Genomic DNA, 25,488 nt, shown 5'->3' with positions numbered 1-25,488 from the left:
AAGTTCCTTTCGCCTTGAACGGCGGTAAAGGGACTTGCTTTGTTTCGCCTTAGAACGACAATGGCTGCCCATCGGGCTCGAACAAAAAGGCCCGCAGCTTGGCGCATTCTTCGCGCAGGTCTTCCAGTTGTTCGAGGTATATCAGCAGCGCCTTGAATACCACGCTCTCCGTTAAGGAGTCGTTCAGCTCCGTTCTTAATTTCCCGATCGCTTCGAGGTAATCTTCCTTTTCCTCCTCCTTCAGCGATTCGTGGTCTTTTACGATCAACTCCATATTGCGAAACGACTTCTGAAGCTGACGGGAACGCAGCACCGGGGTCATCTCCTCCGAACGGCAGTTCATCACCCAGGAAGGCGTCTCGAACAACAGCGGCATCTCGGGCTTGCGAATCTTCCAGCCCTCCACCAGTACGCCGATCAAATGCTCCACATAGGTGGCCAACCTGTAGCAGTGTTCGTGGGAAAGGTGCGGGCCGACCACGCGGATGTAATCCAGCAGCACACTGCTCGCGACAAAGGTCAAGTCCGTCGCGTAGCCTTCGACCTCTTCCCCGCATAAGTCGATGATGCTGTCCTGGAACCACATAAACAGTTTGCGCTCGATGACCATAAAGGCGTTCTGGATATCTTCATTTTCATAAATCGGCATCAGCGGCTCTATAAACAGCACCATATAGGTCCGGTGATTGAAAATATACTCCAGAAAAATCACGATCAGCTCGATAATCCGATCGCTTTTCGATAAACCGGCTTTTCGGTACAGCTGGTGAACCCTACCCTCGAGTTCCTCGGAGAGCATCGCCATCGCTTCGAGCAGCAGGTCCTCTTTTCCGGGAAAATATTTGTACAGGGACGGTTTGGTCATTCCGCAAGCTTTCGCGATTTCGTCCACCGTCGTAAAGGCATATCCTTTTTCCGCAAAGAGCCGAATCGCTGTCTGAATGATTAAGGTTTTCTTGTCCACAGCTACCGGGTCCTTTCAATTGGATTTCCGCCAAAAAGGCCGAACCGGGAACATTCCCGGTCCGATCATAAAGGCGGTTTTACATCGATAACGGATTCTGCGGCGCATCGGTGCCGGGTTTAACGCCGGACTTGTTCGCTTTACGTTCCTGGCGCTTGATTTTGTAGAGCGCTACAACCATATAAAGCGAAGGCACAACGACCAGCGTCAGGATCGTCGAGAACATCAGCCCGAAAATAATCGTGTATGCCATAGGCCGGAACAAGATGCTTCCCGATATGGCCAGCGGCAGCATCCCGATGATCGCGGTGAGCGAGGTCAGGAGAATCGGCCGGAACCGGGCGGCGGTGGCCTCGATGATGGCCTCCTTCAACTCCATGCCCTCCCGGCGGGCCTCCTCGATGAACTCGATCAGGACAATCCCGTTCCGCACGACGATACCGGCGAGGGAGATGATGCCCATGATGCTCATGAAGCCGATCGAGGAGCCCGAGATGAAGATCCCGATCACCCCGCCCGCGGCGGCCAGATAGACGGTGGTCATAATGATGACCGGTGCCGACAACGAATAGAATTGCACCGTAATCAAGAGCAGAATCAGGAAGATCACGATGATAAACAGGCTGCCCAAATCGCCGAAGATTTCCGACTGGTCGGAAGTTTCGCCGCCAAGCTCCCAGGTATACCCGTCCGGGAAAGGCATATCCTCCAGCATGGCGCGGATCTCCGTATTCAGCTCGGTCGCCGTTTTCCCCTTCGCGTCCGCTTCGACCGTTACGGTCCGCACCAGATTGTAATGCTGAATCTTCTGAATTGCGAAGGATGGCTTTAATTTAGCAATCTGCGACAGCGGCACCTGCATCCCTTGCGCGTTCGTCACATTCAATTGTTGGAACAGCTCGCCAGGGTCGCCGTTGTTGTTTTTCATATAGAGGTTGACGTCAATGATCTGTTCGCCCGTGTCAAAATCGCCGATATCCAGTCCGTCGCCCATCAGGCGCAGCGTCTGGGTCAGCGTTTTGTAGTCCACGAGATGCTGGTTCATCGCTTCCTTGTCAATCTCGAACTCTAACGTGTAGCTCTGGTTTCCGAAGTTGTCCTTGATTCCCGTAGTCCCGTCCACTTTGGCGATCTTCTCTTTCACCTGCTGGGACAATCGCTGCAGCTCATCCAAGTCCTCTCCGGCGATCCGGATCGAGACGGCCGCGCCGACCGGGATCCCCATTCTCGGGATGTTCAGGGAAATCTTCGCCGCGGGATACCGCTTCACCAACTCCTTCTGCCACGCATTTACGGTCTCCTGCAAATCAAACTCGCCTTCCTTACCCACGACGGCGATTTGTCCGACGGTCGGCGAAGAGCTCATCATGTTCGTGATATCGGAGAACAGCTGCGGCGCCTTGCCTCCCGCGGCGTAACTCACCAGCTCCGCCTCCGGCTGCTTGCGGACCCACTCCGCGATGCTGGAGAGGGTACGATCGGTTTCCTGGAAGGAGGTGCCGACCGGCATTTCCACATTGATGTTCACGTTCGGATCCTCCGCCTCGGGGAACAGGTCCACCGGGGTAAGCAGCGCAAAACCGAACGACGCGGTGCCGATCAAAAGGCCGGCCAACGCCGTAAGCAGCGGTCTTTGCAGCACTTTCGGAATCAGTTTCCCGGAATACGCCCGGGTCACGGTTTGAATCTGCTTGCCGAGCAGGCCGGGCGGCCTAGGCTCGCCCCCGTTCCTCTGCTTCTTGCTTCTCCGCTGTTCATGCCATTCCCGGAAGATCGGAATGATCGTGAGCGACATTAACATGGAAGCGAGCATCGAACTGGAGATGACGATCGGGATCGGCTTGATGAAGGAGCCGACGTCGCCCGTCAGGAACAGCAGCGGCGCGAAGGCGAAGATCGTCGACAGCGTGGCCGTCAAAATGGAAACGGCGACTTCCTTCGCGCCTTTGACGGAAGCGACCGCCGGGCTTTCCCCCAGATCGCTCAGCCTGCGCTCGATATTGTCGTTGACGACGACGGCGTCGTCGACGAGAATCCCGAGCACGATAATCAGACCCACGATCGAAATTTCGTTCAGCGAAACGCCGGTGATCGGCAGCACGATCAGGCCGAGCGCGATCGAAATCGGGATGGCCAGCGCCACGAAGGCGGATGTCAGCAGGTTGAGCCCCAGCGTACATACGATAATCACCGCGATAATCGCAATCAGCATCTCCCGGGACAAGTGGCTGAACATCTTGTTTACGACATCCAGTTGGGCAAACGCGTTGGTAAACGTCACATGTTTCGGCAAATCTTTGGTCAATTCGTCCAGTTTGACGTTGATCGCCTTATCCATGGACGGCACGTCCGAGCCCGTCTGGGCGTTCACATTGATCAAAATGGCGGGCTTGCCGTTGTAATACGGCAAATAATCGGCTTCCGCCTGGGTCACCGCCACTTCGCCGACATCTTTCAGATAGACCGGAAATCCGGTCTGCGTGCGCATGATCAGCACATCGTTCAATTCGTCGACTTCCTCGATGCTATCGACCAGCAGCTGATAATTGCGGCTGTCGACATCCAGATCCCCTAAAGGCACCCGCTCGTTCATGGCCTGAACGGACTGAACCACCTTTTCCCACGGAATGCCGTACTGCTGCAGTTTCTGCATATCGAGTTGTATCCGTACTTCCCGGTCCGGAAGGCCGCCGAGCTCACCCCCGGCTACTCCCTGTACGGTACGAAGCTTGTCGCGCCACTGAATCATCGTATCGTTGAGGGCGTAAAGCTCCTCCCGGGTATCGGCGTAAATGACGTACGAGCCGACGAACGCCGAGGCCAAATCATCATTGACGACCGGCTGAAGCGCATCCGCCGGCAAATCCGCCGAGGCGTCCTGCACGTTTTTGCGCAGCTGATCCCAGGTTTTCTCGGCGTCCGCGTCGGGATAAGCCTGAACCTGAATGCTCGAATAACCGTTGCCCGAGGTCGAGATTACCGTCTCGACGGTCTCGACTCCCTTAATCGCCTGCTCCAGCACTTTGGTTACGGATTGCTCCACTTTTTCTGGCGAAGCCCCGGGGTATACCGTGGTTACGAGCGCCGTCTTGACCAAGGCGTCGGGCATATCCTGTCTGGCCAGCCCCGTAAAGCTGTAGACGCCGAACACGATTAGCATGGTGAAAAAGAGCAGCGTGATTTTGCGTTTTTTGACGAAAAATTCAATCATAGGGTCACGTCCTCCGAAGCCGCGATGGCATCGCCGTCAAATAGCCCGTCGGCTCCGGCGCTGACGATCACGTCGCCCTCCTTCAGGCCGGCCACGATATGGAACCGGTTGTTGCTGATTTCACCCAGCTCCACCGGCGTCTTCACCGCCTTGCCGTCCACGGCCCGGAATACATAAGGCTCCTGACCGCTGCTGATAACCGCCTCGGCCGGAACGAGAATCCCCTGTTTCCCGGCTGTCTGGCGACCGGCCTTGACGACCTGCCCCGGGAACCAGTCCTTCTCCGGGTTCGGCACACTCACCTCCACGGAAATCGTGCCTGTCCCCGCATTCGTCTGGGGATGGATCCGGGTGACCGTTCCGGTCCGGGTTTTGCCGGACTGGTCCAGGTCCACCTTCTGTCCGGCCTTCCAATCTCCGATCTGGCCGTCGGGAACCGGCAGCATCACCTTAAGCGTCTGCGTCGAGCCGATGACGAAAGCCGGGGTACCGGCTCCGGTGGTTTGACCGACGGAGACGTTCTTCTCCAGCACCGTTCCGGAAATCGGAGCGGTCAGCTTCGTCTTCGACAGGGCCAGCTCCGCCTGGGCTTGGGCCGACAGGGCGTTTTTGTAACCGGCCTGCGCCTGCGCCTCCGCCGCCAAAGCCGACTCTTTTCCGGCCTGGGCCTGGGCCACGGTCGATTTCGCCGCCTGAACCTGCTCATCCGTCGCTCCTTCGGTGGCCTCCGACAAGGCTTGCTTCGCGTTGTCCAGCGTAATTTCCGCGTTCTTCAGCTGGACCTGGGACTTCTCGTAATCGTCCAGCGAAATCAGACCTTCCGCGTAAAGCTTATTGTAGCGCTCCGCGTCGGTCTTGATTTTGTTATAGGCTTCCTCCGCTTGTTTTACACCGTTCTGCGCTTGCGCCAGCTGCTGCTGGCTCGCGCCTTTCTCCACCGCGGCCAGATTGGCTTTGGCCGCTTGAATCTGGGCCTCCGCGTTGGCGATCCCCGCCTTGGCCGCCTTCAACTGCCCTTCGGCCTGGGCCACTCCGCTCTTGGCCTGGGTTAATTGGATGTGTGCCAGCTCCGTGTCGAGCTCGGCCAGCACGTCGCCCGCCTTCACCGTGTCCCCGACCTCAACCTGCGTTTTCTTGACCTCGCCCCCGGCCTGGAACGAGACCGTAGCGGATTGATTAGACTGAAGCGTGCCCGACAAATCATATACTGAATTCAAAGGTTCATTCTTTACTTTGATGGTTTTTACCGCAACCGAATCGCTTACTTTGTCGCTTTCCGCCGCCGCTTTCCCTCCGTCCGTTCCCGAAGAACATGCGGTGATGGACAGCGTTAATAAAGCTGCTGCAAAAAGGCATGCCCAGCGTCCTTTCATCAGGTTAATCTCCTCCCCCGTCTAACTCACCGGTTATTTTTTTAACTCCAAAGTAACCCAGTCAGGACACGGTTGTCAAGCGAACCCCCCTGCCATTGATTTTCAGAATCTTGATGTGTTAGCATGGGAAAATGAGAGAAGAATGGGGAGGGAATTTTTGATGAAAAAGGAAGCCGCCGCACTGGTCCTGTCCTTCGCTTTACTGGCCGCAGGCCCCGTTTCCGTGAAGGCCGCCGACGGCGATACGACCCAGACGGGACATCACGCGACGACAGGCGAGAAACTGAAGACGTCTTTTGTCGATTCCGGCACGCTTGCGTCGCTCAAGCATTGGGACCTCGATACGATCGTAAAGCGGGCCATCGACAATTCCTATAATTTGTCGCTGCTCAGTATGAAGCTGACCGCGTTAAAGCAAAATGAGAGCAATTTAAAAGACCAAAAGAAAGAGTTGGATAAGGCGAAGATGGATACGGGCTCGGGGAGCTATACATTGCCGACTAGCCCGGATGAAATCATGAAGAAGTACTTTCCGCCGGACCAAATGCCAACTGAACCGCCTTTATGGTTGGGGCCTGTGATCGAAACCAACACCGTGGTCAACCAAGTCATGAACGGGGTCGGCGGCATCGCTTCCGCCCTGAACAAGCAGTTGCAGAGCCAACGGGAACAACTGGAGCAAGGCTTGGAGCAGTTGAATACGGAGCAATCCAATACCCTCCTGGATCTGGAGATGGCCAAAGACGGAGCGGAGCTGCAAATCACCTCCCAATACGTCCAGCTCCTGTCCCTGGACAAGCAAATCGAGCTGGCGGAGCAATATCTGGAGCTGCTCAAGCGCGATGAGCATAGAGCCTCCGTGTTGCAGGAAGAAGGGCTGGCAAGCTCGGAAACCGTCATGAACGCACAGCGAGCCATAAGCGACCAGGAAGAGCAGTTGGAGTCCTTAAGGGAAAATTACCAGCTTGCCCTGATTCAAATGTGCTTCGATTTGGGGATTGTCTACGACCCGGAGATTACGCTGGAAGATATCGAATATACGCCTCAGCCCGTCACCCGCAAGGACAACAAGGCGTTATTGGAGAATTCCTATGAAATGAAAAAACAGTGGAACGCAATCGTCCAAGCCAAAAATGAAGAGTACGGCACCGATGCAGCCAACGACCATCAGGAGGATTACCTGAACACGATGACGCGAATTTCGGAGCAGCAAGCGGAACAAACCCGCGTCGAACTCAGCAAAAAAATCAGCAAAACCTACAGCGACGCCGATACCGCCTACCGGGCTTATCGGACCGCCGAGAAGGACCTGGCCGAGGCGAATCAGGATTATATCCATATGGAAGCCCGCTTCAATAACGGACTCGTTTCGTCTTATGACTTTTATAAGTACGGATTCACCCTCACCCAGCAAGAGCTCGCGCGGGATCTGACGCGCCTGCAGGTGTACATGGCCAATAAAGCCGCGGACAAAATGGAGGAAGGGTTAATCAAGTAAATTAAAGACTGTTCCGCCGACCATGCAGGGCCGGTGGAACAGTCTTTTTTGCGGTCAACTCGGTTCCGTGAAAAAGCAAGACTACGCTCACTACGCTCACTACGCTCGACGTTTCTCGTTTCCCTTACGGACGTAATAGCCGCTATTTCGCGCTTTTTCACCTTTCCGAAATTCTAACGGAAGCCATAGCGCCTATTCTGCTTATTTGCCCCCGGCTGGCCTCATTTTGCCAAAATAGCCGCTAATATTTCCGTTAGAACCCCGATTCGCCTTTAAAATACGAAATAGCGGCTATGGCTTCCGTTAGCGCAGAACGCGGACCACGGTCGTCCGCTTGCGCTAGCGAACCGGGGGCGTTGGCCCAGCGGAACGCAGGCGGACTCGGTCGTAGCGGCGACTACGCTCCACGGTCTCACCCCCCGCCAACGATGAAGGCCCCCGGCTGTCAGACAGCCAGGGGCCTTGCATATTCATGCCACATCCTTCGTATCGACGTTCCGGATCGCCAGGTACGCGACAAGCAGACCCAGCACCGCAATGATCACGGGGATGATTACGATTTTACTCAGCGTAAATTCCGTCCCGGTGTTGGCGTTCAGAGCCATCGCGACAAGGATGGAGGACACAATCGTCGTAGGTACCGAGTACTTTCTCATCCCGAAATATAGCGGGACAAGGGAGATGCAGCTGTACACCGCCGAATTTACCAGGAAGCGGATGCCATGTTCGATCAGGAGCGATGTCGGCAGCTCCCCCGGGATAAAATGAGTGAAGCTATTGTAAACATAAAACCCGTAAAAGGCCACCACGCGGCCGATGATGCCGAACAGGAATGTGAACAGGACCACGATGATGATTTTTGCCGCGAGCAGCTTCTTGCGCTGGATCGGATACATGAACAGTACGGTGATGGATTTGTTCTTATATTCGTCGATAATGAACTTGGACAGAAGTACGGAGGCATAGATGATGAACGTCAACGACACGAAGAGATCGACGCTCGTCAACACGTCCCCGTAATTGGTAAACGGCTTCTCGGAACCATCGTAGTTTACGACGATGACAAAAAACATGATCAAAAACGAGGCGATGAATCCGCCAAGGATGCTGCGGCCGATTTTCGTCTTTTTCAATTCCAGCTTGATTAAATTAAGCACTCCGGTTGCCTCCATTCAACAGGCTAAAGAAATAATCCTCCAGCGAGCTGTTCTTTTTGTGGATCGATTCGATCACCACATCATGCAGCACCAGCGTTTTGGTCAGTTCGTTCTGCCGGACCTGCGGATCATAGACCCGTACCGTAACCTCATCCATCAGTTTAAAATTGGACACACTTAACTGATTCGTCAAAACAAACGCCGCTTTTTTGCTGTCGCCGACCTTCAGTTCAATGTAATCCGTATTCCGCTCGCGCACCCGGTCCATCGCCACTTCCTCGATCAATCGCCCGTGGTTGATCACGCCGATCGTATCAGCCATCTGCTCCATTTCGCCCAAAATATGGCTTGATACCAGCAGCGTCATCCCGTACTCCTTCGAGAGCAGCTTGAACAAATCGCGGATTTCCTTGATCCCCAGCGGGTCAAGCCCGTTGATCGGCTCATCCAGAATAAGAAGTTCCGGCTTCGTAATAATCGCCCGCGCGATCCCGAGCCGCTGCTTCATCCCGAGGGAGAAGTCTTTTACCGGCTTCTGTTCGATATTTCGCAAATTAACCAATTCCAGCGCCTCATCGACCGCCTTTTTATTGTAGTAACCCATATATTCACAATGCATTTCGAGATTTTCCCGGGCCTTCAGTTTATCGTAAAAAATCGGGTATTCGATAATCGCCCCCATGCGGCCTAGCATCTGGTACGATTTTGTCGTCAACTTCTCTCCGAAAATTTCAATTTCCCCACCGTAGGCTTCACCAGATTGGTGAGCATTTTCATCACGGTCGTTTTCCCCGCTCCGTTCGGCCCCAAAAACCCGTAAATCTCACCCTTCTTTACGTTCATGTTTACCTCGGACACGACCTCCTTGCCTTGAAACACCTTCGTCAGTCCGATCGTTCTCAGAATAGAGCTCATCGTATCTCTCCTTTTGGTCTTGCCTTACTCGTGATCTGTTTTTCACTATATTTTTATTGTAAAGTCCCTTCCGTTCTTGTTTATTAATCAAATCTTACTTGTTTCTTAAGTTGAAGTTGCCGCATTTACAGCGCACAAAAAAAGCCCATAGCATGCAGTTGAACCTGCTTATCTATAGGCTAAGCCAGCAATTAATACCGAAACGGCCGGAGGTATACGGAGAAAATCGTCTTCTCGAAGGGCCGGCTGTAGAGCCGGACGTCCCCTCCCATCTGCTCGGCCAGCCGCTTCGTAATCGTCAAACCCAAACCGCTGCCCTGATACGCCTTGTTCCGGGAATCCTCCAGCGTATACATCCGCTCGAACACCCGGCTCTGGTGAATTTCGCCGATTCCCTTCCCCCGGTCCCATACGTCGATGCACACCCGGTCCTCTTCTTCCCTTAAACTCAAGCCGATCACTTTACCGTCTCCACCATACCGGATCGCGTTCGAAATCAGATTGTCCAGAATCCGATCCAGCGCACTCTCGTTGGCGTAGGCATAAATCGGTTCCTCGGGGATTGACAGATTAACCTCGAAGCCTTGCCCCGTCAGCACCTCGTAAAAAGCCAGCATATTCCGCCGGCAGACCTCATTCATGTGAACCCGGGTCAGCGGCACGGGCAGATCCCCCGCCTCCAGCTTGGCCAGGTCAAAGAATTGCCTGATCATCTCCAGCACTTCGTTGGCCTTGCGGTGAACTTTACGTATCAGCTCCGTCCGCTCGGTATCCGGCATGCCGGGGTCCAGCTCCATCGCCTCCAAATAACCGAGGACCACCGTAAGCGGGGTTTTCAAATCATGGGAGATGTTGGACAGCATTCTTCGGGTCGACTGCTCGGTCCCCGACCGCTCGGCCAAAATGCGCTGATTTAACTCCAGCACCCGGTTGATATCCGTGAGAAGCAGGCGAAGCTCCGGGTCCCCGGTAAAAAGCAGAAGCTTGGCGCCCGATTCATCCGTCAGAATCCGCTCCAGTTTGTCGTGAATATGCCCAAGCTGCCGGGATCTTCTCCGGTTGTCCTGATGCAGCTTGTATACCCACCCCGCCAATATGAAAATCACGCCGACCAGCACGCCGTAGATCATTCCGCAACCGTCCATCTGTAGCCGATGCCCCAAAGGGTTTGCAAATAGCGGGGTTCGGAAGGATCTTGTTCGATTTTTTCCCGCAGCCGGCGGATATGCACATTGATGACATTCTCGTCGCCCAGGTAATCGTCGTTCCAGATGAACCCGTAGATTTGCGCCTTCGTGAATACGCGATTCGGATTCCGCAGGAAAAGACCGAGAATTTCGGCTTCCTTGGCCGTCAGCTTGATCTCCTCCCCATTCCTGCGAACCAGGTAATTATCCAGATCCACGGTTAAACCGTCCAAGACGACGACCGTCTCCGGCTTCTCTTCGGATTCGCGCCGGGCATACAAGGTCGCCCGCCGGATCGCCGCCTTGATGCGAGCCGTGATTTCGATCAGCGAAAACGGCTTGGCGATATAATCGTCCGCGCCGAAGCCGAGACCGATGGCCTTGTCGACATCATTGTCTTTGGCGGACATGATCAGAATCGGGACGGAACTGGTTTCGCGGACCCTTTTGATCACTTCCATCCCGTCCAGCTTCGGCATCATCAAATCGACCACCAGCAAATCAAAGTTCTCGTTCCGGAACAGAGCCAGCCCGTCCTCACCATCGCCGGCCGACCGGATGACGTAACCTTCTTTGGTTAAATAGCCGGTCAGCATATCTATAATCGAAGCGTCATCTTCTATCAGCAAAATTTTATGCGGCACACTTGCCCACCCCGTCTCTCATTCTCTCCCTGATTATACACCATCGGAACAGCGGACGGCCGTTTTTGAGAATCGTGAGGCGGAAGCGTATAATGGGAATAAGGTTTTTGAAAAATTTTACAGGTGCAGGTGATGTCGATGTCGAATTCCCTTCTCACCAAAAAGGCGCTGGCCGCCGCTTTAAAGAACCGGATGAGTACGACTCCCTTAAGTAAAATAACCGTTAAGCATTTGGTGGAACGCTGCGGTCTCAACCGCCAAACCTTTTACTATCATTTTCAGGATATCTACGAGCTGCTGGGATGGATCTATCAAACCGAGGCCGTCGATACCATCGCGGGTTACCGCAGCTACGATACCTGGCCGCAAGGACTGCTCAAAATTTTCAAGTATATCGAAACGAATCGGAGCTTCTGCCTGAACACGCTTCACTCTCTGGCCCACGAACATCTTGACGCCTATTTGTTCGCCGTCACCAATCGGTTGATCATGGGCGTTGTCCAGGAGCTCTCCTGCAACAAACAGGTAAGCGACGAAGATAAGAAATTTATGGCCGATTTCTATACGCTGGCGTTCACGGGTTTGGTGATCCAGTGGATGCGGGAAGGCATGGTGACGGAACCGGAGTTGATCATCGAACGGCTGACGCGCTTAATGGAGGGAAATTTTGAACGAGCCCTGCAGCGCTACGAGGAGAGCCGCCTGTAATGTCCGAAAGCTCCATGGCTGATCGCGTCGCTTCTCTAGACAATCCGGGGCGGGTGTACAAAAATTAAACACGCGCATTCCTTTGTTGATTTTCAAGTCGGGGGTCGGCGTACTACATTAAAATTGTTCATAACATGAACAATCCCTTTTTGTGGAGGCGACAGATATGGCAGAGAACGGAAACGGAAGACAGGTGTATTTTGTCGGCGGCGGTATAGCGTCACTGGCGGGTGCGGCTTTTCTGGTACGGGATTGCGGCTTTCCAGGTGAACAAATTCACGTGTTGGAGGAAATGAAAATTCTCGGAGGAAGCAACGATGGCGCGGGAAACGAACAACAAGGCTATGTGATCCGCGGCGGCCGGATGCTGAACGATGAAACCTACGAAAATTTATGGGATCTGTTAAGCTCCATCCCTTCCCTTGATCAACCCGGCTTGTCCGTGCGGGAGGAAATCGTCGCTTTTGACACGGCCCATCCGACCCACTCCAATGCGCGGCTGGTCAACAAGGAGGGGCAGGTCGAAGACGTCACTTCCATGGGCTTCGATATGGCCGACCGGTTGGCGATGGCCAAGCTGATCGTCACGCCTGAGGAGAAATTGGGCACGGCCCGGATTAACGACTGGTTCGGCCCCCATTTTTTTGAAACCAACTTCTGGTTCATGTGGGCGACCACCTTTGCGTTCCAGCCTTGGCACAGCGCCGTCGAGCTGAAAAGATATATGATTCGCTTCATGCACGAATACCCGCGGATTCACACCTTGGAGGGCGTTACGCGCACGCCGTATAACCAGTACGACTCGATCATTCTTCCGCTGCATAAGTATCTGGAAGAGCATGGCGTGGATTTTACGCTGAAATGTACGGTAACGGATCTGGATTTCAAAGAAGGCGACGGGATTACCGTAACCCGCCTGCATTACATGAAGGATGGAGCGGAGCAAGTATTGGATTTGGGCGAAGGGGATTTGGTGATCGTCACCAACGGGTCCATGACGGAAAGCTCAAGCCTGGGCTCCATGACCTCCGCCCCCGAATTGCTGGGGAAGGGAAGCTCCTGGAAGCTTTGGGAGCGCATTGCGGCCAAAAAGCCGGGATTGGGAAATCCTTCGCCTTTCGCCGATCATATCGAAGGCTCCAAGTGGGAATCGTTTACGGTGACCTGCCAAGACTCCCGTTTCTTCGATCTGATGGAGGCGTTCTCGCGCAATAAGGCCGGTACGGGGGCACTCGTTACTTTCAAGGATTCGAGCTGGTTCATGTCCATCGTGCTCGCCCATCAGCCGCATTTCCGCAATCAACCGGAGCATGTGAAAGTGTTCTGGGGATACGGCCTGTTCCCGGATCGGGTCGGAGATTACGTGAAAAAGAAGATGAGCGATTGTACGGGGGAAGAAATTTTGACCGAGCTGCTGCATCATCTTCATTTTGAGAAGGATAGGGATGCCATCATCTCTACCGCCAACTGTATTCCTTGCATGATGCCGTTCATAACGGCACAATTCATGCCTCGTGCCTTGGGCGACCGTCCCAAAGTCGTTCCGGACGGCTCCACAAACCTGGCGTTCATCAGCCAGTTCTGCGAAATTCCGGACGATGTGGTATTTACCGAGGAGTATTCCGTCCGGGCGGCGCGGATTGCGGTTTACACGCTGCTTGGCTTGGATAAGCCGATTGCGCCGATCAACCAGTACCAATACGATGTAAGGACCTTGCTGCAGGGTTTTGTCACTTCGTTCCGGTAAAATACATCACACAAAGAGCTGCGTCCCTGTCTCGGGCACAGCTCTTTGTCATCCGCTATTCATGCAGCCCAACCGATCCCGCCGAAGCCGAATCATGCCGTCGGCTGCCTTCTCTTCATATCTTCATACTTCACCTTGTTATACTTATTAATCAATTTATCCAGCAGTACGGATTGATTGAGCACCGCCTTGTGACGCAGTCCGTAACGGTCCGCCAACTGGTTTAATTTCTGTCTCTCTTGTTCAATTCGCACTATCATTCTCTCCTTATTATTCATAGCCTCTCACCCTATGAAACATATTAGAAGATGTTGCCATTTATAGCATTATGAGACGTATTGCAAATATGAGATAATATACCAAAATGTTCATGAAAATGAAAATAGGGCCAGCTTGGGGCTGACCCTGAAGATATTGAGATTATCCACTCCAACCATGCGCCATGGTCGTTATCAAGCCAGTCCCACCAACAACCGTGACACTAAGCATTAGAATACCCGAAACCAACCAAGACATGTTCTTTTTCATTTTCCCACAACCTCCTGCAAAGTTTAATATACTCTTGATTTTGCTCTTCCGTAGAAAACTGCCGATGGAGTTCAAAGATGACCATAGCAATATTGACAAAGATATCCTTGCTGCTGATTTGGAGAGACATTTTCATGCTGTGCAGTATATTGTTGAGCCCCTCCTCATAAGAGCCTTTTCTGAAGAGATAAACCGCATAGTTTTGAAAAAACACGGCATACCGAAAAAAGTAAGGGGGTTCTTTAGAATAGTCCATTTCCAACGCATCTCTGGCCTGCCAATGTTCCTCGCCAAATCTTCTATATACCTCAATTTCTTCCGAGAACTTGTCTAGGACCTCATCAATATAAAAATCATATCTGTTGGCGGATTCGATTAATGTAATTAAACCTTCAACAATCTCGCCCGGATGAGCCTCCAAAAAAGAGACGTATTCCGGAATTCTCAATTGGTTGCCGGATTTAATATCCAAACATAAGTAATTGGCTTTAGCGAACATTTTTAATTGCTCCACTTCAGCCCTTGCCTCGTCATCCTGCCATTCAAACCAGCTTAAATCGGCATATTCGGCAATCCACTTTTTTGCCTCCTCATACATGCCGCGGTATTCGTAACTCCCTGACTTAAACAAAAAGGCTCTGCCATAGTAAAACACAAGAGGGCGAACCGGCTTAAAGTCCGGTTGCTTCCAAACTTTCTTTTCATAAAATGTCCAAGCCAGTTTAATTAGTTCATCCGCGTAATTTTCAACTTCCGTCCAATTAAATCTAAAGGCATAAATCTGAATAAGCATGGACAAACCTTCAAGCGCCAGCGCTTCGGGTAATCGATAACGGTAAGGCAAAAACTGCAGTGCCGCTTTAAATCCCCTTCGCCCGTCGTTTTTTAAAATCTGAAATATGCGATAATAGCTCATCGCCAACCGTTCCGAATGGCTGGAGCGCTCGCACTCAATAACGCTCTCATATAAGATAACGGCGGCTTCCTTCCAGCCTTGGGCAAACATGAGTTCCGCGGCTTCAAAGATCCCGGGGACCTGCTTCAGATCCTCAAGCAATCGATTTAAGATCCCGCTAATGCAGTCATGCCGTTTAAGTTCCGCGCAGCGCAACAAAAAAGGCTTAAGCCGACGCCAATGCGGTGCCTGGAAAGCAAAGCAGTCTTCCACGTACAGCTCGTACAACTCCCCTTCGGGAAGTCCCATCGCTGCCGTGATCCGGTCCAATTGCCCGATGGATATAGACCGGTTTCCGTTCAGAATGCCGCTTATTGTCCCAACATTCACTCCGGAAATTCCGGAAAATTGATGAAGGGTAACCCCTTCTCTCTTGATATGGTTTTCTATTTTTGCGCGAAGCGTGGTTGTGGAAATCAAAAAGCTATCACCCCCCAAGCCATTATCGCGTGCCTTTAAATCAACATCCATAAAATAACAACTTGTGATGTTATTAGTGAATATACTTCCAATATTTTCATACGTCAACAGGAAAAAGACAAAATTCATATATAATTTGGGTGTTTTGTCCTTCCTTCATTTTATTTGTTGAATTGCCCGGGAAATACCGCATAGTTCGACAAAAGTCCGGTTTGTTAAACATAGATTGCTCGGATGATATAGCAATTGGGATCTATACAAGAAAAGGAAAAAGTGGATTTTTCGAAGGTCGTTGCACCGCGGGGGAATGTTTCTGTCGGACGAAGTCGTCAAATTCTCCAAAGTAGGCTCAATTTTAAACTTTGAAGGAAAGGATTTGGCGGAAATAATAGCTGCTATTTGACTAAAGATCGGCTGTTTGGGCGCAAACGCTGCATTGAAACCTATCCTCCTCCTGACATCGCGAGAAGCAACCGGTAGACCCATAAGCCGCGACGATCCATTAACGGGAATTCCTCCCGTAAATTTGGTCTGCTTCGCTCCTGAGGTCCATTTAGCTGGAATTCCTCCAGCTAATCTCCCTCCAAAGGGCCAATTTGCCACTAGCGCTGCATTAACCCGAGGGGACTAACGGCTGTAACAGACTCCCTTTGAGCCGCACGGGTGAATAAGTGCCATTTGAGGCGCTATTTTGTCGAAATCGTCCTTTCTGTGTGAAATAGCGGTCCTTTGAGGCCATATTTTTGGGAAAAGCGGGCCGAAACCTGATTTTGGGACCCGTACTGGAGAAATAAGGCCCTTTTGGGCCGCTATTTTACCCGCGAAAGCGAATCTGGCCGAAATAACGGCCCAAAACGCCGTTATTAAACAGGCAGCACCATGTTAGGTTTAATGCAGCACCAGTACAAATTTGCCCCCTTTACAGGTGAGGTGATTAGTTGGAGATTTTCCCGCTAAGTCTGGGCGAACCGCCAAAAGGACCGGCCAGGCATGGAATGAAGCGGCGGGACTTTTGTGGCGCTCCGGCTAGGCGCTGCCTAGTACACTTCCGACTTCAAAAAGATGCAAATCTGCAGGTGTTTTGGCCGATCGACGCCCCTATAACGAAAAAAGATGCAAATCTGCAGGCATTTACAGCGATTTTAGAGAAACAAGCCGGTTTCGTCGAAAATTCCTGCAGAATCGCAGGAATTTTCATTTTTTTAGTTCCGAACAAGAAAAAACATGCATATTTGCAGGAATTCTATGTTATCAAGGCTATCAAGGCCGGTTGATGGGCCACTAGCGTTCCGGCGGTTGACGCTCGCCAGGCGTCATCCCTCATTCTCGACTAGCTCGGCCGCGCTCGCGTTCGCCTCGACTTGCGCCGGGTTCTTGCAGCCGGGGATGACCGCGCTGACGGCCGGATGGCGGAGGCACCAGGCCAGTGCCCACCGGGCCATGTCCACGCCCTCCGGCACCTCTTCCCGGGCGATCCGCTCCACCTCTTCGAGCTTCTGCCGCGTGCTCTCCGGGTCATGGCGGTGCCGCACATCCGTGCTGTCAAACACGGCCCCGGGTTTATACTTTCCGCTGAGGTAGCCGCTGGCCAGCGGAACCCGGGCCAGTACGCCCAAGTCCTGCCGCTCGCAGGACGGGAAGACCCGCTGCTCCGGCGTACGGTCCAGCCGGTTATAAACGACCTGGATCACCTGCGAATTGACCTTGGTCGAAGCCTCGGTCTGATGCAGGTTGTCATTGCTGCCGATCGACGTGCCGAGATGGCGGATTTTTCCGGCTTGAACCTGCTTGTCCAACGTCGTCCACAATTCGTCATTATCGAAGGCCTCGTCAGGCCCCGAGTGGAATTGGTACAGGTCGATATAATCCGTCTTCAGCGCTTTTAAGGAGCCGTCCAACTGCTCCAGCACGTCCTTGGCCCCAAATTTGTCGCTGCGGGTGAACCGTTCATGAAAGTGATGGCCAAACTTGGTCGCGACAATCCAGTCCTCCCGTTTGCGGCGGCTCAGGTAATCGCCTATGAACGATTCCGACAAATGATCGCCGTAGCATTCCGCCGTATCGATCAGATTGATTCCCAATTCCTGACCTTTGTCCAGGATGGCATCGACTTCCTTTTGCGTAAACTGCAAGCCCCACTCGCCGCCAAACTGCCACGTTCCGATCCCGATCACCGAGACGTCAAGCTCCGTTTTTCCCAATCTGCGATACTTCATAACGTTTCCCTCCCGCTGGTTAACTAATGGATTTGAGTGTCGATTTCATTGTATCACGCGGCCCGCCCGCGTCTCAAAAATGACGTTTGCAGCGTTGCTTCCGCGCCCCGTTTTTTTAAATTCCGCAGGAGTTTAGTCGCCGGGCGCTTCGGAAATAATGGGGCTAGAATCTCGAGAGGAAGAAGATCCCATGCCGCTTCGAAGAAAACACCGCCAGACCGGGGAAATCGGCCACCAAGGGAAAAGCCCGGATCATTCACCCGACTCGTCGGAGGACAAGCTGTTTCCCGATCTGCAGGCCAATTTGAAAAAGATCCGGCAGACGCTCGGAAACAGTAGCGATATCGGGATCCGGGAAATCCCGCTGGGCGAATCGCAAAAAAACTATATCGCCATTCTCTATACGGACGGACTGGCCGATCAGAACAAGATCTATGAGTCGATCATGAAAACCGTGGCTCACCTTGCCTCCAAAGCCGCCGGGCAACAGGATCAGCAAAGCTCTCCGTTCAGCGACGGGAAGCGCCTTTTGGCGGAAATCTCGCTATACAATCAACAAAGCAGGACCGTGAACGATTTTTTTACCCTGTTCCGCTCTCTTTTGTCCGGGGATACCGTCATTTTGGTGGATGGCTCCGCGGAAGGCCTTATTGCCGGCACAAAGGGTTGGAAGGATCGCGGCGTGATGGAAACGTCGGCGGAAAATGTCGTCCGCGGTCCCAGGGAAGCTTTCTCCGAGTCGTTTCGCACCAATACGTCGTTAATTCGCCGAAAAATCAAGGACCCGAATCTGTGGCTGGAAACGATGCAGATCGGAAGGGTGACGCATACGGATGTCGGCATAATGTACATCAACGGAATTGCCAATCCGGAGATCGTTCAGGAAGTTCGCGACCGACTGAATCGAATCGATGTGGACAGCATTCTCGAAAGCGGCTATATCGAAGAGTTCATCCAGGACACCACGTTCACGCCGTTCCCGACCATTTACAATACCGAACGTCCCGATGTCATCGCCGCTGAACTATTGGAAGGAAAGGTTGCGATCCTGGTGGACGGAACCCCCTTTGTTCTGGTGGTCCCGGCCCTGCTGATTTCCTTCCTGCACGCTTCCGAGGACTACTATCAGCGGGCGGACATCAGCAGCTTTCTGCGCATTCTGCGTTATCTTAGCGTTTTTATATCGCTGCTGGGTCCCTCTATTTATATCGCGGTCACGACCTTTCATCAGGAAATGCTCCCGACCCAACTGCTGTTCGGCTTGGCCGCACAGCGCGAACAAATTCCGTTTCCGGCTTTCGTGGAAGCGTTGTTGATGGAATTGACTTTTGAGATTTTACGGGAAGCCGGGGTTCGGCTGCCTAAAAACATCGGTTCCGCGATTTCCATCGTCGGAACCCTGGTCATCGGCCAAGCAGCCGTAGAAGCGGGGATTATTTCCGCCGCCATGGTAATCGTCGTGGCGATTACGGCGATATCCAGCTTCGTGCTTCCCGCCTTCAATATGTCGATCGCCTTCCGGATGCTGCGATTTCCGCTCATGGCTCTGGCCGGATCCTTTGGACTGTTCGGCATTTTTGTCGGCGTGATGGCCCTGATTCTCCATCTGTGCAGTCTTCGCTCCTTTGGAGTTCCTTATATGGCGCCTTTGGCCCCGCTCATCCCGGAATCCCAAAAGGACTCCATCCTGCGGTTACCCCATTGGCTGCTTTCCACCCGACCGAGGCTGCTCAGTAAGGCGAACCGCACGCGCAGACCGGGCAATCCTCCAAAGAAATCACGAAGCGAGAATTAAGCTATGTGGAAAGCGAGTGTGTTGGGCATGAAACGGATAGGAGCCTTATTTGTACTCTTCGCATTCCTCACTCTCCTGTTGAGCGGCTGTTGGAACCGCAGGGAATTGAATGAACTGGCCATTGCGGTGGCCGCCGGGGTTGACCGCGTGGACGACCGTTACCGGCTGTCCGTTCAAGTCGTGGTTCCCGGGCAGGTGGCTTCCAAAAAAGCGGGTGGCAGTCAGGCGCCGGCCACCTTGTATACGGCCGAGGGAGATACGATCTTTGAAGCGGCGCGAAGAATGACCCAAGTAAGTCCGCGAAAAATTTATTTTTCGCACCTGCGGATGTTTCTGATCGGGGAATCCATGGCCAGAGCGGGGATCGCCAAGTTTTTGGACTTTTTGATGCGGGATCATGAGTTTCGGACCGATTTCTACCTGGTAACCACAAAAGGCGCAACAGCCGAGGATACCCTGAAGATCATGACCCCACTGGAATCCATACCGGCCAACAAGCTGTTCAATTCGCTGCAAACCTCCGAGCGGGTGTGGTCCCCCAGCTTAACGGTGACGCTGGACGAGTTGATTAACGACTTGAGCAATGAAGGGAAGCATCCCATATTAACCGGCTTGGAAATCACCGGCAACCGTGAAGCCGGAGAAACCCCGGAGAACGTGAATGCAATCAAAACGGACGCCAATCTTCGATTTGTGGGGCTCGCTATTTTTAAAGTCGACAAGCTTATCGGTTGGCTCAACGAGACGGAAAGCCGCGGGTACCGCTATATTAAAGGCGGCGTCAAAAGCTCCGTCGCTTTTGTTCCCTGCGGCGATAAAGGGAAAGTCACCCTGGAAACCGTCAGAAGCCATACGAAAGTAACGGGAAAGATCCTCGGCTCCAAACCGGAAATTGAGATTAAGGCCTTTGTCGAAGGAAATGTGGGGGCCGTAGAATGCAGAGGGCTCGATCTGATTCAGACAAAGACCATTGATGAACTGGAAAGCAAAATGGAAAAAAAGGTGGAACAATTGATGAAGTCGGTCATCGCCAAAGTACAGGAAGAGTATAAGGTCGATATCTTTGGCTTCGGTGAAGCCATTAGGCGGTCCCACCCCGGTTTTTGGAAACGGCACAAGGAAGACTGGGACGACCGTTATTTTCCGGATCTGGCCGTCCGGATTAAGGTGGATTACCATATTCGTCGAACGGGGACGCTCAACAATTCTTTTATAAACGACATGAAAGAATGAGGCGATACGATTGATCCGAATATTATTGATTTTAGCCGTCGCAGCCTTGATCTCCTGGATCGAGCTTCCCCGGATGATCCGGGCGAAAGAACGGAGTGCCGTTTGGGTGTTCTCCGTTCTGCTCCTCCTTGCCGTCGGAATATCGGTGGCCAAGGTGCTATTTACCAGCCTTCCGACGCCTTTGACCTATATAGCGATCGCGTTCCGACCGTTCAGCCGCTTCCTTACGGCACTGGGACTAATCTAATTAACGAAAGGAACATAGTTATGCCGGAATATAAATTATCCCTGCGTCAACTTATGATCGTGACAGCGATGTATACGATCGGCAGCGGCATCTTGCTCGTCCCCTCAGGCCTGGCCTCGATCGCCAAACAAGATGCCTGGATCGCGGCGTTGATCGGCGTTCTTTTCGGCTTCGGCGCCGTCTCTGTACATCTGCTGCTGGCCAAAATGTATCCAACAAAGAACCTGATGCAAATCTGTGAAACCCTGATGGGCAAATGGATTGGAAAAGCCGTAGGCCTTCTATTCCTGGTCACTTTTTTGCTTTGCGGTCCCACAACGGTTCTGCAAGAAATCGGAAACTTTGTGACCATCCAAATGATGCCTGAGACTCCCGTCGAGGCGATCATTCTCCTCTTTGGCGTGATCATGACCCTAGGGGCCCGGCTGGGGCTCGAAGTCCTGGCCCGTTCCATCGAGCTGATGTTTCCCTGGCTTGTGTTTCTGTTTACGGCCATGACCCTGCTCCTGCTATCCGAAGTCAAGCCGGAACAGATGCTTCCGGTATTCGAGTTTGGGGCGCTTCCGCTTTTTTCGGCCGCCCTCTCCTTTGCCAGCGTGGTATTTTTCCCGCATATTATGCTGCTGATGATTTATCCGGCCAGCGTCAACCGACCGGAACGGGCCTATAAAGCCGTATATATCGGAAGTCTGTTCGGCAGCGTGGTTCTCGTCATCGTCATCGCGCTGACCATTCTCGTACTCGGCCCGAGTATTACGGCCCAAAGCATGTACCCCAGTTATATGCTCGCCCAAAAAATCAGCATCGGTAATTTTCTGCAGCGCATCGAAGCGGTCATGGCCATCATGTGGTTTATCTCGCTGTTTTTCCGGCTCGCCCTCTATCTGTATATGATCGTCGCGGGCCTTTCCCTTATTTTCGGGATAAAAAATAGTCAAGCCCTCATGCTGCCCGCCGGGTGGATTATGATTTCCATGGCGTTCTTTATCTATCCCAATGTTTCTTACAGGCAGTCTTGGGACGCCAAAGTTTGGGTCCCCTATACGCTAGTCGTAGGCGTGTTTTTCCCTTTGCTGCTGCTGATCCTGCACGGTTTCCGAAAATTATGGACAAAGAAGTCCGCCAGCCGCGCTTAATCCGCTATGAATTTCATCAGTTCCGAATTGAATTTGTCCCGTTCCTCGTAAAACAGGCTGTGTCCGCTGTATTCGAACCAGACGAGCTTGGCGTCGGAAATGCCCTCCTTCTGCGCGACGGCCAGTTCCGGGTAGCAGACCTTATCATGAAGGCCGTGCAGAATCAGCGTGGGCACCCCGATCTTGCCCAAATCGGAGAACAGGCTTTCGTCCCGAAAGGACATCGCCACCTTTGCCGTGGCGTAACCCGCAGCCGGCAGCGCTATGTCGAAGAACCAGTCGCCAAGGGCGTTCGAGATGTTCTGAAAAAAGAACAGTTCCTTCAGCCCCCGAAGCATCTGAGGTCTGTCGCTCAGCGTATCCTTGACCAGCTTGGTCACATCTTCCTTCGGCATCCCGTAAGGATAACCCGGCCGCCGGGTCAAACTGGGCGCCGCCGCCGCAAACAGCGCCAGCTTGGAAACCCCGTGTCCCCGGTGCCGGGCCATGTACCGGATCGCCGTCGCCCCGCCATAGGAATGTCCGGCCAGCGTGAAATCGCAGAGTCCCAGCGCGTCGACCACACCCCGCACATCATCCGCCATCCGGTCCAGGCAATAGCCGTCCCACGGTTTATCGGATTTGCCGAACCCTCGCGTATCGATGCCGATGCAGCGGTATCCTTTTTCCGGCAGCACATTGAACTGATATTCAAACGCCTTGTGGCTGAGCGGCCAGCCGTGAATAAACAGAATCGTCTTATCTCCGCGGGGGTTGACGTCTTCCACGTACAGCCGGACATCCGGCGCGACCTTCACATAATATCCCATTCTTCACCCTCCGATGGCTCAAGTAGTTGCTCTCCCAACAGCATACTCAGCCCCGTCTAAATAGGTGAATGCCCAAGATATTGATGTAAGCCAAAAAGCCTCCATCCCGCAAAATCGGGGCGGAGGCTTGCGCCATATTATGGATTTAAGGATTGACCTGTTGGATTTGGATCAGGTTCGTCGTCCCGGCCTGTCCAAGCGGCAGTCCGGCGGAAAGAACGACCGTGTCTCCGGGCAGCACATAGCCTGTCTTCAAAGCGCTTTGAATCGCCGTTTTGAACATTTCGTCCGTCGTCGAGACCTGCTCACCCTGGAACGGGAATACGCCGGAGAGGAGGCAAATTTTAGGGAGCACCTGCCGGTCATGCGTAATGGCCAAAATCGGAGCTTTCGGACGGTATTTGGACACCATTCTTGCTGTAAACCCGCTCTCCGTCGAGGTGATGATCGCTTTGGCGTCCAGTTCCAGCGAGGCGCTTACCGCGCTCTGGCTGATCACTTCGGTGATGTTCGTGGCATGCTGCGCTCTTTTGCGGTCGAATTGCTCGCGGTAATCGATCATCGATTCCGCCTGCTGAGCCACCCTCGCCATCGTCTGCACCGATTGGACCGGGTATTTGCCGGCCGCGGACTCGCCGGACAGCATAACCACATCCGCTCCCTGCAGGACCGCGTTGTACACGTCGCTGACCTCGGCCCGGGTCGGCCGCGGGTTGACCTGCATCGATTCGAGCATATGGGTGGCGACAATAACGGGTTTTCCGGCCAGATTGCATTTGTCGATCATTTCCTTCTGGCGCATCGGCACGATTTCGACCGGAACCTCCACGCCCAAGTCCCCGCGCGCTACCATGATGCCGTCCGAGGCCTCGATGATATCGTCCAGATTTTCGATCCCCTCGTCGTTCTCGATCTTCGAAATGACTTGGACGTGCTCCGCTCCCCGTTCCCCGAGGATTCGCTTCACCTCGCGGATGTCGTCGCCCTTGCGGACGAACGAGACGGCGATCATTTCGATCCCCTGCTCCAAGCCGAAGCCGATATGGCGGATGTCCCGCTCCGTAATGCCGGGCAGCGTCGTTTTAATCCCCGGCAAATTCACACCCTTCCGCGGCTTCAGCGTACCGCCGCTAATGATGCGGCAGCGGATTTCCGACCCCTCGACCGCAAGAACGCGAAGCTCGATCAGACCGTCGTCGATCAGAATCCGGTCGTTCTCATCTACGACTTGGGGCATCTCCGGATAGTTGACGGAAATGCGCCGCGAATCCCCCTCGATGACCTCCGTCGTCAGGATCAGTTCTCCGCCGGGCTCAAGCCGGCAAGAAGCTTCTTTAAGCTTGCCGATCCGGACCTCGGGCCCCTTGATGTCCATCATAATGGGAATGAAAGTGCCCAGCTCCCCGGCCGCCTGCCGGACCCGCTTGATCCTTGCGGCATGTTCCTCCGGTTCCCCGTGCGCCATATTCAACCGCCCTACCGTCATTCCCGCCCGGATCATTTCCTTCAGGGTGTCCAAAGAGTCACAGGCCGGTCCTAGCGTACAAATGATTTTTGTCCGCAGCATGAAATCCCTCCTGGTCTGATGTAGTGTGTGATTACTGGGTGTTTATTGGTTCTATTGGTTCAGCAGCGTGAACACATCCTTGGCGGGCAGCCCCTGCGCTTCGGCCACAGCCGGATAGGTCACATGCCCCGCCATGACGTTGATCCCCTTGGCCAGAGCGCGGTTATCCAACGCCGCCCGCCGGCATCCTTTGCCCGCGAGCTGCAGGCCGTACGGCGCGGTGACATTGGTCAGCGCGATCGTTGAGGTGCGGGCGACGGCTCCCGGCATATTGGCAACGGCGTAGTGCACGACGCCGTGCTTCTCATAGGTGGGCCGGTCATGGGTCGTGACCCGGTCCACGGTGGCGATGGAGCCGCCCTGGTCAATCGCCACGTCGATGATGACCGAGCCGGGTGTCATGCTCTTCACCATCTCTTCCGTTACCAGCCGCGGCGCTCTTGCGCCGGGAATCAGCACGGCTCCCACCAGCAAATCGGCCCGGCGGACAGCCTCGCCTATGTTGTACGGGTTGGAGATCAGCGTTTTCACCCGGCCCTGGAACACCTCATCGATTTGACGAAGCCGCTCCGCGCTCAGATCGATGATGGTCACCTCCGCGCCCAGGCCGATGGCCATCCGGGCCGCATTCGTGCCCACGATCCCGCCGCCGAGGATCGTTACCTTCCCCGGCTCCACGCCGGGGACGCCGCCGAGCAAAAGGCCCTTGCCACCGTGGGCCTTCTCCAGAAAATGCGCGCCGATCTGAATCGACATCCGCCCGGCGACTTCGCTCATCGGCATCAGCAGCGGCAGCCGGCCGTCGTCCAGTTGGATCGTTTCATAAGCCACGGCGGTTACTCCCGCTTGAACCAATGCCTGGGTCAGTTCCGGCTCGGGCGCCAGGTGCAGGTAGGTGAACAAAATCTGGCCTTCCCGGAAAAATGCGTACTCTTCGGGAATCGGCTCCTTCACCTTCACGACCATTTCCGCCGACCATGCCTCGGCGGCGGTGGGCACCACCGCGGCTCCGGCCGCGCCGTAGGCTTCATCCGTAAATCCGATGCCTTGCCCGGCCCCGGCCTCCACCAGCACCCGGTGGCCCGCCTGTACATAGGACAGCACGGTTCCCGGCGTCATTCCGACACGGTGCTCGTTATTCTTTCTTTCCTTGGGTACTCCGATGATCATCGATCCCA

General features: G+C 53.8%; 20 protein-coding genes and 1 pseudogene. 8 read left to right on the top strand and 13 right to left on the bottom strand.

Annotated features, from left to right (window positions below; genetic code table 11):
* Window positions 1-49: 49 nt before the first annotated feature.
* From LBW89_RS17705 to LBW89_RS17695, 3 genes are all read right to left on the bottom strand, one after another.
* Complete coding sequence (locus LBW89_RS17705) at window positions 50-964, bottom strand: TetR/AcrR family transcriptional regulator (protein WP_213508605.1); 915 nt, start codon at window positions 962-964, stop codon at window positions 50-52.
* 79 nt (window positions 965-1,043) lie between these two features.
* On the bottom strand, window positions 1,044-4,175 hold the full coding sequence (locus LBW89_RS17700; protein WP_225039726.1) for an efflux RND transporter permease subunit: 3,132 nt from the start codon (window positions 4,173-4,175) through the stop codon (window positions 1,044-1,046).
* Window positions 4,172-5,548, bottom strand: coding sequence for an efflux RND transporter periplasmic adaptor subunit (locus LBW89_RS17695; RefSeq protein ID WP_225039724.1), 1,377 nt, complete (start codon window positions 5,546-5,548; stop codon window positions 4,172-4,174). Before LBW89_RS17695 ends, LBW89_RS17700 begins: the two co-directional genes overlap by 4 nt.
* 160 nt (window positions 5,549-5,708) lie before the next feature.
* Between LBW89_RS17695 and LBW89_RS17690 the strand changes: the two genes are divergently transcribed.
* On the top strand, window positions 5,709-7,046 hold the full coding sequence (locus LBW89_RS17690; protein ID WP_170287142.1) for a TolC family protein: 1,338 nt from the start codon (window positions 5,709-5,711) through the stop codon (window positions 7,044-7,046).
* A gap of 470 nt (window positions 7,047-7,516) precedes the next feature.
* On the opposite strand, the gene LBW89_RS17685 is transcribed toward LBW89_RS17690, so the two are convergent.
* The 4 genes and pseudogenes from LBW89_RS17685 to LBW89_RS17670 all read right to left on the bottom strand — a co-directional run bounded on the left by LBW89_RS17685 (window position 7,517) and on the right by LBW89_RS17670 (window position 10,949).
* Window positions 7,517-8,203 (bottom strand): ABC transporter permease, encoded by a 687-nt coding sequence (locus tag LBW89_RS17685; protein ID WP_225039722.1) that lies wholly within the window; start codon window positions 8,201-8,203, stop codon window positions 7,517-7,519.
* Window positions 8,196-9,118 (bottom strand): annotated as a pseudogene (locus LBW89_RS17680) (ABC transporter ATP-binding protein). Before LBW89_RS17680 ends, LBW89_RS17685 begins: the two are co-directional and overlap by 8 nt.
* Window positions 9,119-9,309: 191 nt before the next feature.
* The gene (locus LBW89_RS17675) at window positions 9,310-10,263 is read right to left on the bottom strand and encodes a sensor histidine kinase (protein WP_225039721.1); all 954 of its coding nucleotides are present in this window, start codon (window positions 10,261-10,263) and stop codon (window positions 9,310-9,312) included.
* On the bottom strand, window positions 10,245-10,949 hold the full coding sequence (locus tag LBW89_RS17670) for a response regulator transcription factor (RefSeq protein WP_148455204.1): 705 nt from the start codon (window positions 10,947-10,949) through the stop codon (window positions 10,245-10,247). The genes LBW89_RS17675 and LBW89_RS17670 overlap by 19 nt, the downstream gene beginning before the upstream one ends.
* Before the next feature lie 138 nt (window positions 10,950-11,087).
* Here LBW89_RS17670 and LBW89_RS17665 point away from each other — a divergent pair, with 138 nt between their 5' ends.
* Both LBW89_RS17665 and LBW89_RS17660 read left to right on the top strand, forming a co-directional pair.
* Entirely contained in the window at window positions 11,088-11,657 is a 570-nt protein-coding gene (locus LBW89_RS17665; protein ID WP_148455202.1) for a TetR/AcrR family transcriptional regulator, read from the top strand.
* Window positions 11,658-11,823: 166 nt separating this feature from the next.
* Window positions 11,824-13,404 (top strand): oleate hydratase, encoded by a 1,581-nt coding sequence (locus LBW89_RS17660; protein WP_148455200.1) that lies wholly within the window; start codon window positions 11,824-11,826, stop codon window positions 13,402-13,404.
* Between the two features lie 92 nt (window positions 13,405-13,496).
* Here the strand turns inward: LBW89_RS17660 and LBW89_RS17655 are convergent, their stop codons facing one another.
* On the bottom strand, window positions 13,497-13,658 hold the full coding sequence (locus LBW89_RS17655) for an aspartyl-phosphate phosphatase Spo0E family protein (protein ID WP_373317760.1): 162 nt from the start codon (window positions 13,656-13,658) through the stop codon (window positions 13,497-13,499).
* 227 nt (window positions 13,659-13,885) lie between these two features.
* Window positions 13,886-15,358: a helix-turn-helix domain-containing protein gene (locus LBW89_RS17650; protein ID WP_225039719.1), complete on the bottom strand. Its 1,473-nt coding sequence runs from the start codon at window positions 15,356-15,358 to the stop codon at window positions 13,886-13,888.
* An 887-nt stretch (window positions 15,359-16,245) separates the two neighbouring features.
* On the opposite strand from LBW89_RS17650, the gene LBW89_RS17645 reads away from it, so the two are divergent.
* Entirely contained in the window at window positions 16,246-16,581 is a 336-nt protein-coding gene (locus tag LBW89_RS17645; RefSeq protein ID WP_225039718.1) for a hypothetical protein, read from the top strand.
* A 39-nt stretch (window positions 16,582-16,620) separates the two neighbouring features.
* On the opposite strand, the gene LBW89_RS17640 is transcribed toward LBW89_RS17645, so the two are convergent.
* Complete coding sequence (locus LBW89_RS17640) at window positions 16,621-17,523, bottom strand: aldo/keto reductase (RefSeq protein WP_148455192.1); 903 nt, start codon at window positions 17,521-17,523, stop codon at window positions 16,621-16,623.
* Between the two features lie 190 nt (window positions 17,524-17,713).
* Here LBW89_RS17640 and LBW89_RS17635 point away from each other — a divergent pair, with 190 nt between their 5' ends.
* Genes LBW89_RS17635 through LBW89_RS17620 form a run of 4 tightly spaced genes read left to right on the top strand, consistent with a single transcriptional unit; the run spans window position 17,714 to window position 21,934 of the window.
* A complete protein-coding gene (locus LBW89_RS17635) occupies window positions 17,714-19,318 on the top strand; it encodes a spore germination protein (protein WP_148455190.1) in 1,605 nt (534 codons plus the stop codon).
* Between the two features lie 27 nt (window positions 19,319-19,345).
* Window positions 19,346-20,551, top strand: coding sequence for a Ger(x)C family spore germination protein (locus LBW89_RS17630; RefSeq protein WP_225039762.1), 1,206 nt, complete (start codon window positions 19,346-19,348; stop codon window positions 20,549-20,551).
* Window positions 20,552-20,561: 10 nt separating this feature from the next.
* Window positions 20,562-20,798 carry a hypothetical protein gene (locus LBW89_RS17625; RefSeq protein WP_225039716.1) on the top strand — a complete coding sequence of 79 codons (237 nt, stop codon included), beginning with the start codon at window positions 20,562-20,564 and terminating at the stop codon, window positions 20,796-20,798.
* Between the two features lie 20 nt (window positions 20,799-20,818).
* Window positions 20,819-21,934 (top strand): GerAB/ArcD/ProY family transporter, encoded by a 1,116-nt coding sequence (locus LBW89_RS17620; protein WP_225039714.1) that lies wholly within the window; start codon window positions 20,819-20,821, stop codon window positions 21,932-21,934.
* On the opposite strand, the gene LBW89_RS17615 is transcribed toward LBW89_RS17620, so the two are convergent.
* From LBW89_RS17615 to ald, 3 genes are all read right to left on the bottom strand, one after another.
* Window positions 21,931-22,743 carry an alpha/beta fold hydrolase gene (locus LBW89_RS17615; protein ID WP_225039712.1) on the bottom strand — a complete coding sequence of 271 codons (813 nt, stop codon included), beginning with the start codon at window positions 22,741-22,743 and terminating at the stop codon, window positions 21,931-21,933. The two genes, LBW89_RS17620 and LBW89_RS17615, sit on opposite strands and share 4 nt — an antisense overlap.
* 145 nt (window positions 22,744-22,888) lie before the next feature.
* The gene (pyk, locus tag LBW89_RS17610; protein WP_225039710.1) at window positions 22,889-24,310 is read right to left on the bottom strand and encodes a pyruvate kinase; all 1,422 of its coding nucleotides are present in this window, start codon (window positions 24,308-24,310) and stop codon (window positions 22,889-22,891) included.
* A 51-nt stretch (window positions 24,311-24,361) separates the two neighbouring features.
* Window positions 24,362-25,480: an alanine dehydrogenase gene (gene ald / locus LBW89_RS17605; protein ID WP_225039708.1), complete on the bottom strand. Its 1,119-nt coding sequence runs from the start codon at window positions 25,478-25,480 to the stop codon at window positions 24,362-24,364.
* Window positions 25,481-25,488 lie beyond the last annotated feature (8 nt).

This window comes from Paenibacillus sp. alder61 (assembly GCF_020179875.1).
Lineage (GTDB): Bacteria > Bacillota > Bacilli > Paenibacillales > Paenibacillaceae > Fontibacillus > Fontibacillus faecis.
Note: the sequence above shows the minus strand (reverse complement) of the source record. Positions and strands in the feature narration are given on the sequence as shown.

What these genes read in the sequence shown, in the direction of transcription:
- LBW89_RS17700 (WP_225039726.1), bottom strand. Translation starts at nt 4,175, where the DNA reads ATGATTGAATTTTTCGTCAAAAAACGCAAAATCACGCTGCTCTTTTTC.
- LBW89_RS17650 (WP_225039719.1), bottom strand. Translation starts at nt 15,358, where the DNA reads ATGGATGTTGATTTAAAGGCACGCGATAATGGCTTGGGGGGTGATAGC.
- pyk (WP_225039710.1), bottom strand. Translation starts at nt 24,310, where the DNA reads ATGCTGCGGACAAAAATCATTTGTACGCTAGGACCGGCCTGTGACTCT.
- LBW89_RS17640 (WP_148455192.1), bottom strand. Translation starts at nt 17,523, where the DNA reads ATGAAGTATCGCAGATTGGGAAAAACGGAGCTTGACGTCTCGGTGATC.
- LBW89_RS17620 (WP_225039714.1), top strand. Translation starts at nt 20,819, where the DNA reads ATGCCGGAATATAAATTATCCCTGCGTCAACTTATGATCGTGACAGCG.
- LBW89_RS17660 (WP_148455200.1), top strand. Translation starts at nt 11,824, where the DNA reads ATGGCAGAGAACGGAAACGGAAGACAGGTGTATTTTGTCGGCGGCGGT.
- LBW89_RS17635 (WP_148455190.1), top strand. Translation starts at nt 17,714, where the DNA reads ATGCCGCTTCGAAGAAAACACCGCCAGACCGGGGAAATCGGCCACCAA.
- LBW89_RS17630 (WP_225039762.1), top strand. Translation starts at nt 19,346, where the DNA reads ATGAAACGGATAGGAGCCTTATTTGTACTCTTCGCATTCCTCACTCTC.
- LBW89_RS17615 (WP_225039712.1), bottom strand. Translation starts at nt 22,743, where the DNA reads ATGGGATATTATGTGAAGGTCGCGCCGGATGTCCGGCTGTACGTGGAA.
- LBW89_RS17675 (WP_225039721.1), bottom strand. Translation starts at nt 10,263, where the DNA reads ATGGACGGTTGCGGAATGATCTACGGCGTGCTGGTCGGCGTGATTTTC.
- LBW89_RS17690 (WP_170287142.1), top strand. Translation starts at nt 5,709, where the DNA reads ATGAAAAAGGAAGCCGCCGCACTGGTCCTGTCCTTCGCTTTACTGGCC.
- LBW89_RS17665 (WP_148455202.1), top strand. Translation starts at nt 11,088, where the DNA reads ATGTCGAATTCCCTTCTCACCAAAAAGGCGCTGGCCGCCGCTTTAAAG.
- ald (WP_225039708.1), bottom strand. Translation starts at nt 25,480, where the DNA reads ATGATCATCGGAGTACCCAAGGAAAGAAAGAATAACGAGCACCGTGTC.
- LBW89_RS17695 (WP_225039724.1), bottom strand. Translation starts at nt 5,548, where the DNA reads ATGAAAGGACGCTGGGCATGCCTTTTTGCAGCAGCTTTATTAACGCTG.